This is a genomic window from Maribacter sp. MMG018, from assembly GCF_018100785.1.
Lineage (GTDB): Bacteria > Bacteroidota > Bacteroidia > Flavobacteriales > Flavobacteriaceae > Maribacter.
Map to the genome: position 1 here is coordinate 1,271,291 of NZ_JAGJEC010000002.1, position 16,401 is coordinate 1,287,691.

A 16,401-nucleotide genomic window follows, 5' to 3' on the forward strand; every position below is an offset into this window, starting at 1 on the left:
TTACCAGAAATTTTATCTAAATGAGTATAACAACAGACCACTACAAAGGTCTCATTGATCGCCTTGGTGCGTTAAGGAGGTATCTTTGACATTGATGCCAAACTTATAGAAATTGAGAACGAGCAAGAGAAAACCCTAGCTCCGGATTTTTGGGACAATCCCCAAGAAGCACAGGCACATATGAAATTTATTCAGTCCAAAAAAAAGTGGGTCGATGACTATAATGCGGCCAGCACTTTAGTTAATGACCTAGAGGTACTGATAGAATTTCAACAAGAAGGCGAGGTTTCTGAAGAAGAGGTAGACCTACAATATAAAAAGGCCTTGGACGCCTTAGAAAAAATGGAGTTCAAGAACATGCTCTCGGAAGAAGGCGATGAGCTACCCGCAGTTTTGCAGATTACGGCAGGTGCCGGGGGTACAGAAAGTTGTGATTGGGCAGCTATGTTGATGCGCATGTACATGATGTGGGCCGAAAAAAATGGGTATAAGGTAAAAGAGCTCAATTTTCAAGAAGGAGACGTTGCCGGTATTAAAACGGTCACCTTAGAAATAGACGGAGAGTTTGCCTTCGGATGGTTAAAAGGTGAAAATGGCGTACACCGTTTGGTACGTATCTCGCCTTTTGACAGCAATGCTAAACGGCATACCTCTTTTGTATCAGTGTATGTGTACCCATTGGTGGACGATAGTATAGAAATTGATGTAAACCCAGCGGATATAACCATTACAACTGCCAGATCAAGTGGGGCCGGTGGGCAGAATGTAAACAAAGTGGAAACAAAAGTACAATTGGTACACCACCCTACAGGAATTCAAATTTCATGTTCCGATTCCAGAAGCCAACACGATAACAGAGCTACGGCCATGAAAATGTTGAAATCCCAACTCTATGAAATAGAGTTACGAAAAAAAATGGAAGCGAGACAAGAAATTGAGTCTTCAAAAATGAAAATAGAATGGGGTTCACAGATCCGTAATTATGTAATGCACCCCTACAAACTGGTTAAAGATGTTAGAACCGGGGAAGAAACAGGTAATGTAGATGCCGTACTGGATGGCGACATAGACGCGTTCTTAAAATCTTACCTTATGATGATGGGACAAAAAGAAGAATAAACTGTTTACTTAAACTATAGAACAATGATTAAAATATACCACAACCCAAGATGTAGAAAATCTAGGGAAGGATTAGAACTACTGGAAAAGTCTGGCAAGAAATTTGAAGTTAAGAGATATCTGGAAGATATACCCTCTAAAGAAGAATTAAGGGAAGTTTTAAAATGTCTTGGAATCACTGCGGAAAATTTGGTAAGGAAAAACGAAGCGATTTGGAAAGAAAATTATAGAAACAGACTTTTATCGGATGAAGACATATTGGATGCCATGATAAAGCACCCAAAATTAATAGAGAGACCTATCGTAGTAAAAGACGGCCGGGCAGTTATTGGCAGGCCTTCCACAAACATAGAGGAACTTATCTCATAGTCTTATCGTTTTGGGGTCTCAACAATTAACAAATAATTAACCAATCATACTTAAACCATAGTATAATTTCACAATCTAACATTATGAAAAATATTTTAATATTTAGTCGTTTTAATGTTCTTGCCGTAGTAATGCTGTTATTTGCCGGCAATGAAATATATGGCCAATATGGCTACGGAGGTTATGGTTATGGAAGAGGAGGTTATGGTTATGGAAGACAAAGATCTGGTATTCCACAAGCCCAAGAGACCCGTAAAGAAGAGACCCCAAAAACAGCTGAAGAAATTGTTGATGCCGAAATGCCCTCTATTACAGAGGCGTTACAATTAAACGATTTTGAAAGCGCGGTATTAAGTTCAGTACTAAAAAAATATGTTCAGGAAAGAATCGAAGCTCAAATTTTAAAGCTTCCTCCTGAAAAAATGAGAGAAGTTTATGAAAACATAACTAAAAAGCAAGATGAAGAATTAAGGGCCGGACTGCCTGCCGATAAGTATGAAGCTTTTGTTGAACTCCAAAAAAAGGGCGTTGCAAAAGCATTGAAAGAGAAGAAAAAACAAAAAAAGAAACGAAAGAAAAACAAAAACTAAACTAATGAAAAAACTTTTCCCTTTACTCCTGCTATTACTTACTTTAAACCCAATTTTAAGTCAAAGACCAGGAGGAGGCCGGGAAAATGGCCCAACATCAATCAAAATCACCGGTACAGTACTAGACCAAGAAACAGGTGAACCTTTAGAATATGCAACCTTAGTTCTACAAGATGCACAAAATCCTCAAAAAATTACTGGAGGCATCACAGATATGGACGGTAAATTTAACGTCGAAACCACTCCAGGAAAGTATAACATAAGAATAGAATACATTTCATATAAAACTTATTCCCTTCCTAACCAAACCCTAACCAGATCAAAGGATTTAGGTGTTGTAAAATTAGCTTTGGACGTAGCTCAATTGGAAGGTGTGGAAGTTGTTGGCGAAAAGACCACGGTAGAAGTACGTTTGGATAAAAAAATATACAATATCGGTAAAGACCTTACCAACAGTGGGGCCACTATTACAGATGCCCTTAATAATGTACCTTCTGTAGATGTAGATGTAGAAGGGGCCATCAGTTTAAGGGGTAACGAGAATGTTAGAATATTGATAAACGGCAAGCCATCTGCCTTAGCAGGTTTTGGCTCTACGGATGCCCTAACACAATTACCTGCAGATGCCATAGAAAAAGTAGAGGTAATCACCAGTCCATCTGCACGTTATGATGCAGAGGGTACCGCTGGCATACTGAACATTGTCTTAAAGAAAGAAAAGACACTGGGTTTCAACGGGTCGGTAAATACTACGATCGGATACCCCGTAAATAGTGGTATTTCTGCAAACGTAAATTTAAGAACCGATAAGTTCAATATCTTCAATACCACAGGATACAGCTACAGAGACGCACCCGGTAATGCCTTTTATGACAACACCTATACTTCTGGAAGCTATGACAGGATAATAGAAGACAGGGAATATAACAGGTTAAGAAAAGGTTTCAATACCAACTTAGGCCTAGAATACTTTTTAACCGAAACATCCTCTATTACAGGTAGTGTTTTTTATAGAACATCGGATAGTGAGGATGATACGGAAAATACCAATATGAGATATATTGGTAGCGCCCTTAGTAACGAAACATACAGAACCGAAGACGAAAATGAAGACGATGAAAACTATCAGTTTTCATTAAACTATGTAAACGATTTGGACGAAGATGGTCAAAAACTGACAGTTGACCTTCAGTACTCAAAAGGAGAAGAGACCAAAGTTTCTATTATAGAGGAAAACAACACACTGCCCAATCAAAATCTAATTGTATTGGAAAATGTCTATGAAACAGAGTCGGAAGACGAGTATCTAGTACAGGCAGATTATGTACTTCCACTGGGGGATGCACAGTTTGAAGCTGGTTATAGGGGAACGTTCGAAAAAGATGCTACAAATTACCGCTTAGATTCTTTAAACCAAGGTACCGGTCTGTTTGATATCAACAAAGATTTGACCAATTTGTTCACCTATACAGAAAATGTAAATGCCCTATACACCCAATACGGTAATAAGTTCGGAAAGTTTTCTTTCTTATTAGGGTTACGATTAGAAAACACACAACTTAAAGGAGAACTGGATTCTGAATATGACACTAGTGAACTGGAAGATCAATTGGGAGTTGATGTCGATGTAAATTTCGACAAAAACTACTTGGGACTTTTCCCTACCGTTAATTTAATATTTGAATTGGCGGACAATGAAAATATATCGCTTGGTTACAATAGAAGAATCAATAGACCCAGAGGATGGTTTGTAAACCCCTTCCCTTCCCGCTCCAGTAGAACTAATATTTTTCAAGGAAATCCAGACCTAAACCCAGCGTTTTCCAATGCTTTTGACGTGGGATACCTAAAAAGGTGGGATAAGTTAACTTTCACTTCTTCTGTCTATTACCAAAGGGAAACAGATTCTTTTGAACGTGTACAAGAAGAGACAGGACAAACAACTACCGATGGTATAGAAATAATCAGATCCATACCTATAAACCTTTCTACGAACGACAGAATTGGCGTAGAGGCCGGAATGCTATACAATCCGGCCAAATGGTTGCGCTTAAACTCTAGTTTCAATTTTTTCCGTTTTTCCACCGAAGGTGATTTTAATGGTGTAGATTATGGTACGACCAACACCAGTTGGTTTGCAAGGTTTAGCTCTAAGGTCTCTTTACCTGCAAAGATAGATTGGCAGACCAATGCATTCTACAGAGGGCCTTCACAAACGGCACAGAGCGAATACAAAGGAATATTTTCGTTGAACCTGGCCTTTAGTAAAGATATTTTAAATGACAACGGGACCCTCTCTATGAACGTTAGCGATTTATTGAACTCGAGAAAGAGAAGATCCTATACCGAAACCGAATTCTTTACCTCCGACAGTGAATTCCAATGGAGGAAAAGACAAATAACCCTAGGGTTCGTATATAGGTTCAATCAACCAAAAGAGCGTAATAGAGGTAACAATAGAGGAGGAAATGAAGATATGGAGGAAGAAATAGAAGGTTAACAGTAAAAACCTCCATAAAAAAACGGGAAGCTATTAGCTTCCCGTTTTTTTTATTATATACAATTTGATTTTGGTTCTTTTCTTTCTATAAATAAAAATCTACCGCATAAACCTATAACTTATCAAAAAGTTCTTATATGAGGTAAGAAACCGTAAAGAGAGAACATAACCAATTAAAGACAAGAAGGAGGAAAATAAATTTGGTGGCAACAAAAAAGGGAAGCAATAGCTTCCCTTTTCATTATATATTATCGGCGGCGGCTCTTTTTTTGTCGCGCCTTTCTTTCAACAATTCTTTTATATTACCAAATAACCAATATGGAACTACGAATGTCAATAAAAATATCATCAACCAAAAACCAATGGTCAATATGGTTAAAAATGCTAAAAATCCTAAATATTGGTCAAATTCAAACATAATCATAAGTTTTACGCTTCAAAGATACTTTGAAATACCTAAATTTTGCAAATCAAATTTAAAAAATATTTAATTCTCAATGATCCGCAAATAATTCGCTAAACTGCTAACTTTGTTATTCTAAAAATTTATCATCATGAGTTACAGAATAGAAAAAGACACCATGGGCGAAGTTAAGGTTCCCAAAGACAAATATTGGGGTGCCCAAACAGAGCGTTCGCGAAATAACTTTAAAATTGGACCAAGGGCCTCTATGCCTTTGGATATAATATATGGTTTTGCCTATTTAAAGAAATCAGCCGCTTTTGCGAATTGCGAGTTAGGGGTCTTGAGCGAAACAAAAAGAGATTTGATCGCTACGGTATGTGATGAAATTTTACAAGGCAAACATGACGACCAATTTCCCCTTGTTATATGGCAGACCGGTTCGGGTACCCAAAGTAACATGAACGTTAACGAGGTAATTGCCAACAGGGCACATGAATTGGCGGGCAACGTTATTGGTGAGGGAGAAAAAACCATACAGCCCAATGATGATGTCAACAAATCACAATCTTCAAACGACACCTTTCCTACGGGGATGCATATTGCAGCGTACAAAAAGATTGTTGAAGTAACCATACCGGGAATCACAAAATTAAGGGATACCTTAGATAAAAAAGCGAAAGAATTTAAAAATGTAGTGAAGATCGGTAGAACCCATCTTATGGATGCTACACCTTTAACCTTGGGCCAAGAGTTTTCCGGATACGTTTCTCAACTGGACCATGGATTGGCGGCATTAAAAAACACCTTAGACCATTTAAGCGAATTGGCCTTAGGAGGCACCGCAGTAGGCACAGGATTGAATACCCCTGCCGGTTATGATGTGTTGGTCGCCAAGTACATTTCAGATTTTACCGGCCTTCCTTTTAAGACCGCCGAGAATAAATTTGAAGCACTGGCAGCACACGACGCCATTGTAGAAAGTCATGGGGCCTTAAAGCAACTTGCCGTTTCTTTGAACAAAATTGCAAACGATATTAGAATGATGGCTTCTGGTCCACGTTCAGGTATCGGTGAAATAATTATTCCCGCGAACGAACCAGGAAGCTCTATAATGCCGGGTAAAGTGAACCCTACCCAATGTGAAGCATTAACAATGGTGTGCGCACAAGTAATGGGCAACGATGTTGCTATAACCGTTGGTGGTACCCAAGGACATTATGAACTTAATGTTTTTAAACCGGTTATGGCCGCCAATATTTTACAGTCCGCACAATTATTAGGTGATGCCTGCACTAGCTTTGAAGAACACTGTGCCAATGGCATAGAGCCCAACCATGAGGTTATTAAACAACTTTTGAACAATTCTTTAATGCTGGTTACGGCACTGAATACCAAAATAGGATATTACAAAGCCGCCGAAATAGCAAATACGGCGCATAAAAACGGTACTACCCTGAAAGAAGAAGCTATTAACCTAGGTTACGTTTCTGCAGAAGATTATGACGAATGGGTAAAACCCGAAGACATGGTAGGCAGTTTAAAATAGACCTAACTAAATAATATAAAATGAAAATGGCGGTCTGTAACAGACCGCCATTTTTTATTTAATGGATAGTGTATGTGTTTATTATTTCAGGGTAAATTGAGATGTACCCAATAATTTAAGTTTATCGTCATATACATTTACCATGTATTTTCCACTTTTGAAATCACCTGCAGGCTTGTTCAAATAATCACAGATGTCCAAGCTTTTATTTTCATAGTAGAAGCTAGTTGACTTAGAATAAGTAATAGAAGCACCTTCATCGTTCGTCTTAGAGAAGCTCTCTCCCATTACATTTCCTTGAGGATCTAAAGCCTCTATATAAAATTCTCTATCACCCGCTTGTGCAATAACGTTATCGGCAATTGTAAAACAGATCTTAAATTTGTCGGTAGCCCTGGCTCTTTGTGTAGAAACCAATTTACCACTGTTACGTTCTTTTACTGCATCTACGTTGATTTTAGACAAGTTTAAAGCAGAACCTTTTTCAACTGCATCTGCCAATTGAGTGTTTTGAACAACCAATGAATCGTTGAAAACAGTTTGTTTTTCCAACTCTACATAAGTGCTATCTCTCTGCATAGCGATCATAGTGTTAGATCTTGTTAAAGAATCAACTTGTTTCAACAATTGCTCTCTTTCCGCCTTTAAGACACTTACTTGTCTTCTATATCTAGAAAGTGTAGAAATGTCGGCTTTCATTGTTTTTACAGAGTCAATATACTTCGCAATGTTATCTCTTGCAGAAACCAATTCCTCATTGGTGGCATTGCTCTCCAAAATTGCCTTGTCATACTCTGATTTTAGACTATTTAAATCCTCGACCACAAGTTCCTTTTCCTTGGTAAGAACGCTCTCTGTCTTTTTCTTATCTTGATAAAGACTAACGGTGTATATAATAGTACCTAAAAGTACCACACCTAACAAAGCGGCCAAGACCTTCAATCCATTGTTACTTTTTGTTTCAGTCATAATGTAATTTTTAATTAATCGCGTTGGTTTTAAGCTAAAATAATTGTTTGTATCAATACTATATACGCAAAGAACTAATTTTTAGATTTTTTATTGTTAATTTATTTTCTTAACGGCTTCCTCATAAACAATAATCTAATTTTATATTGTCACCAATGTAGACCCTGCCATGCAAAAAATAATTCCGTACGAACCTAAATACGCAAAAGCTTTCAGAGACTTGAACCTGTTATGGCTAAACAAATATTTTAAAGTTGAAAACAAGGACACCGAGTTGCTAAACAATTGCCAAGAGAATATAATTGACAAAGGAGGGTATATCTTTATAGCCCTATTAAATGAGATTCCCGTAGGGTGTTTCGCTCTGATAAAGAAAAACGAAACGTCGTATGAATTGGGCAAAATGGCCGTAAGCGAAAAATATCAAGGTTTAAAAATTGGGCAAAAAATGTTAGCATACGCTATTGATTTTGCCAAACAGAAAGATTGCAAAAAAATCGAATTATATTCTAGCACCAAACTAGACACCGCCCTGCACATCTATAAAAAATTCGGGTTCAAAGAAATAGAATTAGAAGAACCCCTACCCTACGCCCGAAGCGATGTTAAAATGGAATTAATAATATAAACCCTAAAACCAGTCGTATGAAAAAAATAAAATTATTTGCGCCTATCCTTATAGCGCTCTTCGTTTTTTCTTGCAAAAACGAAAAAAAATCGGATTCTAAGGTTAATGAAACAGCACAAAACCAAAATGCCGTTTCAGAACAATCGAAAGAAGAAACGAACAATACCGTATCCATAATTCCCATAGAACATGCTACCGCCGTAGTACAATGGAACGATATTACGGTTTATATTGACCCTGTGGGAGGTGCAAAAGCTTTTGAGGAACAAGAGCTACCCGATTTAATATTGATTACGGATATTCATGGAGACCACCTAAGTGTTGAGACCCTACGGGAACTAAACACTTCCAGAGCCAAAATAATTGCCCCCAAGGCCGTCGCCGATAAATTACCGGAAGAGTTTACGACACAGTTGGATATTTTGGCCAATGGAGAATCAAAAGAGCGATATGGTATTACCATAGAAGCCGTACCTATGTACAATCTGCGGGAAGAGGCCAAGAAATTTCATGAAAAAGGAAGGGGCAACGGTTATATATTGAACCTGGGCGATCAACGAATCTATTTTTCTGGCGATACGGAGGATATTCCAGAAATGCGAAGTCTAGAAAATATCGACAAAGCTTTTGTTTGCATGAACTTACCATATACTATGACCGTTGAAAATGCGGCCGAAGGAGTACTTGCCTTTAAACCAGAACAAGTATACCCCTATCATTATAGAGGTAAACCAGATGTTAGCGATGTAGCAAAGTTTAAGGAATTGGTAAATGCCGGCAATCCTGATATTGAAGTGGTACAACTAGATTGGTATCCGAACAACGAATATTAACCCATAAAAAAGCCCCTTCTGGTTACCATGAAGGGGCTTTTTGGTTTATGTCATCTGTTCGTTATCGAATCAACTTTTTATATTTAATACGTTTCGGCATTAAATCACCTCCTAGGCGTTTCTTTTTGTTCTCTTCATATTCTGAGAAAGACCCTTCAAAGAAATATACTTGAGAATCCCCTTCGAACGCAAGTATATGGGTACAGATACGATCCAAGAACCATCTGTCGTGGGAAATAACGACCGCACATCCGGCAAAGTTCTCCAAACCTTCTTCCAATGCTCGCAGCGTATTAACATCCAGATCGTTCGTTGGCTCATCTAAAAGCAATACGTTGCCCTCTTCCTTTAATGTCATTGCCAAATGCAAACGGTTACGCTCACCACCGGAAAGCATGTTCACTTTTTTATTCTGCTCGCTACCAGAGAAATTAAATCGGCTTAGATAGGCTCTAGAATTCACCTGCCTTCCCCCCATCATTATAAGCTCTTGCTCATCACTGAAGTTTTGCCAAATGGTTTTTTCCGGATCAATATTACTATGGCTTTGGTCTACGTAGGCTATTTTGGCAGTTTCACCAACAATGAACTCCCCTTTATCCGGAGTTTCTTCTCCCATGATCATTTTAAAGATAGTGGTTTTACCGGCACCGTTCGGACCGATAATACCAACTATACCCGCTTGGGGCAATTTAAAGTTAAGATCCTCGTATAGCAATTTATCCCCAAAAGCCTTACTTACACCTTTGGCCTCGATAACGTTGGTGCCCAATCGTGGTCCATTCGGTATATAGATTTCCAACTTTTCGTCCAACTGCTTTTGGTCTTGGCTCATCAACTTATCATAGTTTTTAAGACGTGCCTTTTGTTTGGTCTGTCTACCCTTGGCTCCTTGACGCACCCATTCCAACTCACGCTCCAATGTTTTTTGTCTTTTGGAGGCGGATTTGCTTTCATCGGCCATTCTTTTTGACTTCTGATCTAGCCATGACGAATAGTTTCCTTTCCAAGGTATGCCTTCTCCCCTATCCAATTCTAAAATCCAACCTGCCACATTATCCAAGAAATATCTATCGTGGGTAACCGCTATGACCGTACCCTTATATTGGGCCAAGTGATGCTCTAACCAATGTACCGACTCTGCATCTAAGTGGTTGGTAGGCTCATCCAACAATAATATTTCCGGTTCTTGCAAAAGTAGGCGACAAAGGGCTACCCTTCTTCGTTCACCTCCGGACAAAACAGCTATTTTCTTATCGGCCTCGGGGGTTCTAAGGGCATCCATGGCAATTTCTAGCTTGGTATCCAATTCCCAAGCGTTTGATGCATCTATTTTATCTTGCAAAGCAGCTTGCTTGTCCATCAACTTTTGCATCTTATCAGCATCTTCGTAAACCTCTGGCAGACCGAACATATCGTTGATCTTATTATACTCGTCCAAAATTGCAACGGTTTCCGCTACCCCTTCCTTTACGACCTCCAATACCGTTTTATCTTCATCCAACTTTGGTTCCTGTTCCAAATAACCAACATTGTAACCCGGTGAAAACACCACGTCTCCCTGAAAGTTTTTATCTACCCCAGCGATTATTTTTAACAATGTGGACTTACCCGATCCATTAAGACCCAGGATTCCGATTTTGGCACCGTAGAAAAAACTCAGGTATATATCTTTAAGTACCGGTGTGTTTGCCGTTTTAAAGGTTTTTGTAACCCCGGACATAGAAAAAATGACTTTCTTATCGTCAGACATAATAATTAAAAATTAGGTATTGTGTTTTAAAGAAAAGCGTACGACGCATGTGTTTTTTAGAAGGAAACTAAACCCTTCCCTTAAGTGCATTAAATACCCAAGCAATAGCAAAAAATCCTATACCTACCGAGGCAAATCCCCATCCTGCTACGTCATCATATCTAAATGCTCCAAGGGCTATGAGCCCCAAACCGACCAAAATCATAATAAATGTGGCCCATGCCAAAACCGTGTTCTTGTTCATTCCCATCTTATCTATAATTTTTAGCGAACTTCAAATATCGCAATTTTTAAAATGTCTTTTTAATTTTATTATGGATTATTCCTCAAAAGGAAACCTGATCTTCGTCTTTTCACGTACTTTATCCATTAAGGAAATTAGATCGAGACTGTTTTTATGACTCCATAAATTGCTCTGCAACTTACCGGCACCAAGACATTGGTGCACCTCCTCGATCTCATGGGTATACCCTTTTCCTGTTTTTGGGACCTCGACCGTTACAGTTTTCCCATCTTTAACAATGGTATAACTGGTAGCCTCATGCCACCTGGGGTTAATATAGATACTCCCTTTACTTCCCGAAATCTCACTTTTCATTTCAGAATTTGAAGTTAACCCACTATACAATAACGCATGGGCATCGGGGTAACCGAACACCATACTACACTGTTTTTCTACACCGGTAGAATGAAAATTGGCCTTGGCCATAATATCTGTAGGCATCCCCAACATTAGATAGGATAAAAAAATAGGGTAAATACCTATATCCAACAAAGATCCCCCAGCAAGATCAGGGTTCAAAATTCTTCCTCCCTCATCCCTATCCAAAGCATAAAAAGCAAAATCAGAATACAAATATCCTACTTTGCCAATTTCCCCGGCATCTACTAATTCTTTAACTTTTTTTATCGTGGGGTTAAACCTAGACCAAAGGGCTTCCATTAGAAAAACCCCATTTTCTTGCGCTACTTTTACAATAGCCGCTACTTCTTTCTTGTTTACCCCTAAAGGTTTTTCGCACAACACATTTTTGCCGGCTTTCATAGCGGCTATGGCCAATGCGGCATGACCGGTATGGGGAGTCGCTATGTAGACCACATCTACCGTATCACTTTCAAACAGTTCCTTATAACTCCCAAAAGAATGGGATGCCCCATATTCGGAAGCAAATTCCCGGGCCTTATTTAAACTTCTAGAAGCGACCGCCGTCAGCTGCCCTCCCTTCACCAATGTCAAATCTTTTGAAAACGTATGAGCTATTTTACCAGCTCCTGCGATACCCCATCTAACCATACTTTTGTTTTTAGTATTGTATTTACCCAAATTTAACTCCTTATCTTTAGCCTAGAAAAAAGAAATTGTAAAGAATGGATTTAAAATTCAATCGAAACGAAGATACCAACAAGTTATTACTGTCCACACTTAGGCAAAAATTGGCAAAAGTACAGCTAGGTGGTGGAAAAGCTAAAATAGCAAAGCAGCACGAACAAGGAAAAATGACTGCTAGAGAGCGTATTGATTATTTGCTAGACCCAAATTCAGAACAATTGGAAATAGGTGCATTTGTAGGAGAAGGAATGTACGAAGAACATGGTGGATGCCCTTCTGGAGGTGTGGTCGTAAAAATTGGGTACGTAAAAGGAAAACAATGTATCGTAGTCGCCAATGATGCTACGGTAAAAGCCGGGGCATGGTTTCCCATAACGGCCAAGAAAAATCTTAGGGCCCAAGAAATTGCCATAGAAAACAAACTACCCATTATTTATTTAGTAGATAGCGCAGGAGTTTATCTGCCGTTACAAGATGAAATTTTTCCCGATAAAGAGCATTTTGGCCGTATTTTCAGGAACAATGCCATTATGAGCAGTATGGGCATTACACAAATATCGGCCGTTATGGGAAGTTGCGTTGCCGGTGGCGCCTATTTACCTATTATGAGCGATGAAGCTTTGATCGTAGATAAAACAGGAAGTATATTTTTGGCAGGAAGCTACCTTGTAAAAGCCGCTATCGGTGAGAGTATAGACAATGAAACCCTTGGTGGCGCCACTACCCATTGCGAAATTAGCGGGGTAACCGACTATAAGTCCAAAGACGATAAAGACGCCTTGGATACCATTAAAAATATTATGGACAAAATAGGGGATTTTCCCAAGGCCGGATATAATCGTAGCGAACCTTTGGCCCCAAAAGAAAAACAAGAGGACATATATGGTATTCTGCCCAGCTCAAGAGCAGAACAGTACGATATGATGGAAATCATCAAAAGGTTAGTGGACAATTCCGAATTTGAACCTTATAAAGATGGTTATGGAAAAACCATCATCACCGGTTATGCAAGAATTGATGGCTGGGCCGTGGGCATTGTGGCAAACCAACGAAAGGTCGTGAAGACAAAAAAAGGGGAAATGCAGTTTGGAGGGGTCATATATTCGGATTCTGCCGACAAGGCCACACGCTTCATTGCCAATTGCAACCAAAAGAAAATTCCGTTGGTATTCTTACAGGATGTTACCGGTTTTATGGTCGGTAGCAAAAGTGAGCATGGCGGTATTATAAAAGACGGTGCCAAAATGGTAAATGCCGTCAGTAATTCGGTAGTGCCAAAATTTACTGTGGTTATAGGAAATAGTTACGGGGCAGGTAATTATGCCATGTGCGGAAAAGCCTATGACCCTAGACTAATAGTTGCATGGCCAAGTGCAGAACTTGCTGTAATGAGCGGTAATTCTGCGGCCAAGGTCTTATTGCAGATCGAAAAGGCTTCCCTAAAAAAGAAAGGAGAAACCATTACAGAAAAGAAAGAGACCGAACTCTACGATAAAATCAAAAAAAGGTACGATAATCAGGTTTCCCCCTATTATGCGGCATCAAGATTATGGACAGATGCCATTATAGATCCTTTGGAAACCCGTAAATGGATCTCTATGGGAATTGAAGCTGCCGACCATTCCCCTATCGAAAAACCGTTTAACATGGGAGTTTTACAGGTTTAGGATAGGTATGCTTATGGAATTTTAACGAGTTCTCTGTAAACATCCTTGATATCGGCCCTAAAGAACATTGTACGGTTCTTTTGATCTGCAGTACCATAATCGGTACTGATGGTAATTTTCAAATAGGTGGCCAACCCTGATTTGTTACCCCTATAATTGGAGTTTATTTGCCAAGATCCCTCATTACCATATATAAAGAAATCTTTACTGGTGAAGCCTCTAGAAACAAGGCTTTCTTTGGCTTCGCCATCCCTTTCGTTGGACCAATCGCTTACATAGCCATCGGAAGACACGAACTGAAAATCCAATACTGCGGAATCGTCGTTCCATTCCAATAAAATTCTTGTTTTGCGTTCATCTTCCATCAAATTGGCTAAAGAAGAGGTTATTTTCTCCTCAGGAATATCGAGCAATACTTTCACCTCAGAATTCATAACATTCTGAAGGGCTTCGGGCGGTTCAGAAAAATAACCTTCTTCTAAAAGGTTAAAACACCGACCGTACAACCCCATTCCTTTTTCCTCTTGCTTGTTAAGAACATAGGCATAGGCGAGATCTCTATATGACTCTATCGAATTTGATTTCTGCCTCAAGATTCGTTTATAAAGATCGACCGATAGTCCATACTTTTCATTCTTGTCCAAAACAAAGGCCAATGCCTTAAGGTAGTCGACATCTTTAGTAGAACGTTCTAGATTACGCTCCACTAAACCTTCGGTAAAAGTTTCACCTGCCCAAAATTCAAGAAAATAGTTAATGGCATCTATATTAAAATTAGGATTGGAGCCATATTTGGGTTCGTAGGTATTATAAACCTCTTGTGCTTGGGCAAAATTTGTGGAACTATATAGCTCTTGCAAAAAATCCGGCCAATTACGTCGTGCCTCTTCTTCCGTTATCGTTTTTGATGCCACTGTTCGGGCATTACCTATGCCCGCCCCACGCTTTTGCCCATTACTGGACGACGCACTGGCCTTAGTATTGATTATGATAACGCCACCAGCTCCTATAGAACCATACTTGGCTACCGCCGAAAGCCCCGATAAAACAGCAATACGCTTAATCTGTGATATGTCGAGGAAAGTGGGAAACCCCTCTACAATAAGACCATCAATTTCATATGCTGCAGGAATAGGATTGCTAGTACCCCCCTGTCTTAAAAAAATTTGTGTAGAACCATCTAGCTTGTCCGTGGATAACATACTTAAACCAGAAACCTTGCCCCTTAACAAATTGCCCAATGTAGTGGCACCACTGGTAAAATCCGACTCATCCATAATTTTTAAAGAAACCCCAGAAGTTTCTTTGTCAAAAATGCCGAAAGAAGTCTTTATAATCCCCTTATCTTCATTATACTGTGCCAACAGTTCTTCTTGTGTTCTTTTTCCTTTGGTCGATGCCGTAACCGTCACCTCCTCTAGGTTCACCACTTTTTCTTGCAAAGAAACATTAACGGCATATGATGTTTCCAGTACTTTTCTTTTTTCCTTTTCTAAAAAGGAATGGCTAAACTCTAGCTCATCGTTCACTTTGGCGTTTATGGTATACCTGCCCTTCTCATCGGTAAATGCAACTTCACCTGTGGTAAGATTCTGAATCTGTGCTTTGACAATGGGTTCCCCTTCTTTAAAAACAAAGCCTCCGACCTGTTTTTTGTTCTTACCCATGGTATTTAGCAGTTGTTCTTCCGAGTAATCGAGGACCAAAGTTTCATCCATGTCCGCATCATCTTCATCATCGTCCAACAACGTAGTACTTACAAAATAGGTCAGGGCATCCTTAGAATACCTTTTCCACTCCCCTTGACTCGCATACCTCCTGTAGGAAACCCCCGGAGTATCGTCACCGGCCAACATAAGACCGATCTGCGAACCATATACCTTTAAAAGCTCTACACCTATACTAAAATCGTTTTCTACTATAATATTATAAGGTTCAAGGTCTACTCCTACTTTACCTACCTTGGTTTTAAGGGTATAAAGAATGTTCTTATTGGTAATCTTTTTTTCTGGATATTTAGTGGTTCCGTCATATACATTAATCCGTATCAAAAGACTGTCGGAGGTATTCTCTAGAACATAAAAATAAAAGGCCTTTAGCTGCCTACTTTTCTTGTTCACATTAATTTTGGTCACCAATTCACCACCTAAGGCCCCATCACCTTCCCACGAACCATTTTTTAATTTACCAACATAAGAATAGCCCACAATTTTATCATTTTTGCTCCTACGTTTTCTTTTGCGGCTACTTAAAACAACTTCATTAAGGCTTACAACCTCTGGTTCTAATTTTATTTGGAGAGGTTTGGCACCTTGCCCTTGTACCTCTAAAAATGGCAACCTATAATCTTTATAGGCCAAAGAAGAAACCTTCAAAGTATCGGAAGATGATAATTTAGATGCGTCAAAAGAAAAATTAAAAGTACCGTCCTCTTCCGAAACCGTACCCAATCCTTTATTCACGAAACCTATATTTACATAAGGTAAGGGAAGACCCGTATCGGCATCTAAAACCACCCCTTTAAAAATTGTTTGTGAAAACAAGTCCTGGGACAGCAAAAAGAAACAAAACCATGCACAAACAACGAGGGTTCTTTTAAAAACAAAATTAAAATCCCTCATCATAGAAGCAGTTTTATTAATGGTTAGAATGTTTTTTTATAAAACCGTTGACCCTATACTATCGGGTATC

Annotated in this window: 14 protein-coding genes; 8 read left to right on the forward strand and 6 right to left on the reverse strand. The window is 39.1% G+C overall.

Going from position 1 to position 16,401, the window contains the following annotated elements; translation table 11 throughout:
- Nucleotides 1–20 precede the first annotated feature (20 nt).
- The 4 genes from prfB (at nt 21) to J8L85_RS13875 (ending at nt 4,578) form a co-directional block, all read left to right on the forward strand.
- A protein-coding gene (prfB, locus tag J8L85_RS13860; RefSeq protein WP_211018120.1) for a peptide chain release factor 2 occupies nt 21–1,119 on the forward strand; the annotation gives its coding sequence in 2 pieces (ribosomal slippage) (nt 21–86 and nt 88–1,119; 1,098 coding nt in all).
- Between the two features lie 24 nt (nt 1,120–1,143).
- Nucleotides 1,144–1,488, forward strand: a complete 345-nt coding sequence (arsC, locus tag J8L85_RS13865; protein ID WP_211018122.1) for an arsenate reductase (glutaredoxin) — start codon at nt 1,144–1,146, stop codon at nt 1,486–1,488.
- An 83-nt stretch (nt 1,489–1,571) separates the two neighbouring features.
- Nucleotides 1,572–2,078: a hypothetical protein gene (locus J8L85_RS13870; protein WP_211018123.1), complete on the forward strand. Its 507-nt coding sequence runs from the start codon at nt 1,572–1,574 to the stop codon at nt 2,076–2,078.
- A gap of 4 nt (nt 2,079–2,082) precedes the next feature.
- Complete coding sequence (locus J8L85_RS13875; protein WP_211018124.1) at nt 2,083–4,578, forward strand: outer membrane beta-barrel family protein; 2,496 nt, start codon at nt 2,083–2,085, stop codon at nt 4,576–4,578.
- A 241-nt stretch (nt 4,579–4,819) separates the two neighbouring features.
- On the opposite strand, the gene J8L85_RS13880 is transcribed toward J8L85_RS13875, so the two are convergent.
- Nucleotides 4,820–4,996: a hypothetical protein gene (locus J8L85_RS13880; RefSeq protein WP_211018125.1), complete on the reverse strand. Its 177-nt coding sequence runs from the start codon at nt 4,994–4,996 to the stop codon at nt 4,820–4,822.
- Nucleotides 4,997–5,132: 136 nt separating this feature from the next.
- On the opposite strand from J8L85_RS13880, the gene fumC reads away from it, so the two are divergent.
- Nucleotides 5,133–6,530, forward strand: coding sequence for a class II fumarate hydratase (gene fumC, locus J8L85_RS13885; RefSeq protein WP_211018126.1), 1,398 nt, complete (start codon nt 5,133–5,135; stop codon nt 6,528–6,530).
- Nucleotides 6,531–6,611: 81 nt separating this feature from the next.
- On the opposite strand, the gene J8L85_RS13890 is transcribed toward fumC, so the two are convergent.
- Nucleotides 6,612–7,499 (reverse strand): hypothetical protein, encoded by an 888-nt coding sequence (locus tag J8L85_RS13890; protein ID WP_211018127.1) that lies wholly within the window; start codon nt 7,497–7,499, stop codon nt 6,612–6,614.
- A gap of 169 nt (nt 7,500–7,668) precedes the next feature.
- Between J8L85_RS13890 and J8L85_RS13895 the strand changes: the two genes are divergently transcribed.
- Nucleotides 7,669–8,127, forward strand: coding sequence for a GNAT family N-acetyltransferase (locus J8L85_RS13895; RefSeq protein ID WP_211018129.1), 459 nt, complete (start codon nt 7,669–7,671; stop codon nt 8,125–8,127).
- A 17-nt stretch (nt 8,128–8,144) separates the two neighbouring features.
- On the forward strand, nt 8,145–8,960 hold the full coding sequence (locus tag J8L85_RS13900; protein WP_211018131.1) for an MBL fold metallo-hydrolase: 816 nt from the start codon (nt 8,145–8,147) through the stop codon (nt 8,958–8,960).
- Nucleotides 8,961–9,021: 61 nt separating this feature from the next.
- On the opposite strand, the gene ettA is transcribed toward J8L85_RS13900, so the two are convergent.
- The 3 genes from ettA to J8L85_RS13915 all read right to left on the reverse strand — a co-directional run bounded on the left by ettA (nt 9,022) and on the right by J8L85_RS13915 (nt 12,007).
- Nucleotides 9,022–10,713, reverse strand: coding sequence for an energy-dependent translational throttle protein EttA (gene ettA / locus J8L85_RS13905; RefSeq protein WP_211018133.1), 1,692 nt, complete (start codon nt 10,711–10,713; stop codon nt 9,022–9,024).
- A 67-nt stretch (nt 10,714–10,780) separates the two neighbouring features.
- Nucleotides 10,781–10,963 (reverse strand): CAL67264 family membrane protein, encoded by a 183-nt coding sequence (locus tag J8L85_RS13910; RefSeq protein ID WP_072994856.1) that lies wholly within the window; start codon nt 10,961–10,963, stop codon nt 10,781–10,783.
- 69 nt (nt 10,964–11,032) lie between these two features.
- Nucleotides 11,033–12,007, reverse strand: coding sequence for a Gfo/Idh/MocA family oxidoreductase (locus tag J8L85_RS13915; RefSeq protein ID WP_211018134.1), 975 nt, complete (start codon nt 12,005–12,007; stop codon nt 11,033–11,035).
- Nucleotides 12,008–12,081: 74 nt separating this feature from the next.
- On the opposite strand from J8L85_RS13915, the gene J8L85_RS13920 reads away from it, so the two are divergent.
- The gene (locus tag J8L85_RS13920; protein ID WP_211018135.1) at nt 12,082–13,710 is read left to right on the forward strand and encodes a carboxyl transferase domain-containing protein; all 1,629 of its coding nucleotides are present in this window, start codon (nt 12,082–12,084) and stop codon (nt 13,708–13,710) included.
- Nucleotides 13,711–13,721: 11 nt separating this feature from the next.
- Here J8L85_RS13920 and J8L85_RS13925 read toward each other — a convergent pair whose 3' ends face one another.
- A complete protein-coding gene (locus J8L85_RS13925) occupies nt 13,722–16,334 on the reverse strand; it encodes a carboxypeptidase-like regulatory domain-containing protein (RefSeq protein ID WP_211018136.1) in 2,613 nt (870 codons plus the stop codon).
- Between the last annotated feature and the right edge of the window lie 67 nt (nt 16,335–16,401).